Source organism: Arsenicibacter rosenii (assembly GCF_001870735.1).
GTDB lineage: Bacteria > Bacteroidota > Bacteroidia > Cytophagales > Spirosomataceae > Arsenicibacter > Arsenicibacter rosenii.
On the sequence record NZ_MORL01000117.1, the window covers coordinates 1 to 1,717 of the forward strand.

General features: G+C 44.7%; 4 protein-coding genes. 2 read left to right on the forward strand and 2 right to left on the reverse strand.

Going from position 1 to position 1,717, the window contains the following annotated elements:
• Window positions 1–311 (reverse strand): IS1 family transposase (locus BLX24_RS32405; RefSeq protein WP_262483013.1); only part of this gene is annotated, 311 nt, incomplete at its 3' end.
• Window positions 312–313: 2 nt separating this feature from the next.
• Window positions 314–619 carry an IS1-like element transposase gene (locus tag BLX24_RS34135; protein WP_083422272.1) on the reverse strand — a complete coding sequence of 102 codons (306 nt, stop codon included), beginning with the start codon at window positions 617–619 and terminating at the stop codon, window positions 314–316.
• Between BLX24_RS34135 and BLX24_RS32410 the strand changes: the two genes are divergently transcribed.
• Both BLX24_RS32410 and BLX24_RS30185 read left to right on the forward strand, forming a co-directional pair.
• Window positions 594–1,055: a hypothetical protein gene (locus BLX24_RS32410; protein WP_143092914.1), complete on the forward strand. Its 462-nt coding sequence runs from the start codon at window positions 594–596 to the stop codon at window positions 1,053–1,055. The two genes, BLX24_RS34135 and BLX24_RS32410, sit on opposite strands and share 26 nt — an antisense overlap.
• 68 nt (window positions 1,056–1,123) lie before the next feature.
• Window positions 1,124–1,657 carry a hypothetical protein gene (locus tag BLX24_RS30185; protein ID WP_143092915.1) on the forward strand — a complete coding sequence of 178 codons (534 nt, stop codon included), beginning with the start codon at window positions 1,124–1,126 and terminating at the stop codon, window positions 1,655–1,657.
• Window positions 1,658–1,717: the final 60 nt, after the last annotated feature.

Below are 1,717 nucleotides of genomic sequence, written 5' to 3' on the forward strand. Positions count from 1 at the left end.
AGCGGCTGTAATAAAATGATCAGCCAACAGAAAGGGCCGCATCCGCGGCCCTTTCTGTTGGCTGCCTGTAAGTATAAGGTGGCAAAACAGGGTGTAACGGTATTCCAAAGAGGATAATCAGTAAACCACCGCTCCACCCTAATCTGAGCCCCGGCCAGTACCTGTAGCAACTGCTCAAAGGGCCGATGACTACGACGGCCAAAGACAAAAGCAACTACTTCGCCTGTAACCGCGTCTTCAGCCCACCATAGCCAGCGCGGGTACTTCTTAGCACCGGTGAATGACCACATCTCATCTGCTTTTAGACTCACAATCAGGCCCTTATCTGCATAAGCAAGGTTGACCCGAACGACCTCACTGCTTTTTTAAAATGACGGCTAACCGTATTCCAATTGATGCCAGGCACACGCGCTGTGTCCCGAACGCCCCCGCCGTTAAGAACAAGGTCGGTAATCTGTTGCCTGATGAGCGGGTCGCAGGCCTTGTTGGTGTAGGTTCGCACAAATGTCCGCTTACAATCACCACACTGAAACCGTTGAGTACCAGCTGGTGTAGTACCGTAGCGTTTAACCAAATCGGTTTTGCCACAATGTTTGCAAGGAATCGCTTCTAAGACCATTGACAAAGATCCATCTAACAACAAGATTAAGCCACTACCAAATAAAGTATCAGGTTGGTATCCTGCTGATAATGCCAATCCCTCAAGTCCTACAAGCCCGGAAACATTTGGACAAGATGATGGCTATCAAGTGGGTTACGATGTAAGCGTTACTTTCAAGATTACACCTGATAACTTTTTCAAAATGATTGATTACATTAATACACTTTCTGGTAATTATGATTTGAACGACTTTAACTGTATGGATTTTACTGTTCAGGCTTTGGCAAAGGGAGGTATTAATATTCCTGATAATTACACTTCTTGGCCTGGAGGAGGGGGAAGTAGTCCAGGAAAATTAGGTGAGGCGTTAAGGAATATGACACTGCCATCGGGCGCAACACGACAAACTGATTTTGGGGATCCATCTCCAAACTCAGGTGATTGCAATAAATGATACAAAACTCTGGTTATCCTCTCAATGTTTACAACCGCATGGAGATAACCACGTGTAATAATACTAATATGAAAATTTTAAGTTATATACTGTTCTCATGTCTGCTTTTTCCTTCAATCGTATGGAGTCAGCCAAAAAGCCCCAAACTCGATTCGTTCGATAAGCTACGGCAAACTATTTTATTAGGTTATATCCGGCAATTGAGTGGAAAGGATAGTACGGGGCTTAATCAAAAGCAGGTGTATTACTTCTACTTTGAACCACCCGCAGAAGCGATTAGCCCACATGATGAGGAAGAGAGCCGACTTGGGCAGTTAAAAAGTGATAAAACCTTGTTTATTCGTATCCCTTCCGAGTATTGTAGTTGTAAGTCTGCTACTGATATAAAAGCATTGCCCTATCGGTATTTTAGACGAAGTCATCCGAGAGAATATGAGTTAATCGAAAAAGATGATTTCTTGTGGCCAGCTCTAAATTCAACTGCTTTTTTGGTGTACTGTCCGGCTAAAAAGGGGCGAAAGAATCAGATCATTGCTGCGGTCTGGTTCTGGCCTTCTACCCGAATCGGTCTGATCTCAAGTACAATACCTGAAAAGCATTGAGGTATCTTCGGTCCGGAAGTACTGGGCGGTTTGCTGGCCGGTGTAACCGTATCGGGCGTG

What these genes read in the sequence shown, in the direction of transcription:
- BLX24_RS30185 (WP_143092915.1), top strand. Translation starts at nt 1,124, where the DNA reads ATGAAAATTTTAAGTTATATACTGTTCTCATGTCTGCTTTTTCCTTCA.
- BLX24_RS34135 (WP_083422272.1), bottom strand. Translation starts at nt 619, where the DNA reads ATGGTCTTAGAAGCGATTCCTTGCAAACATTGTGGCAAAACCGATTTG.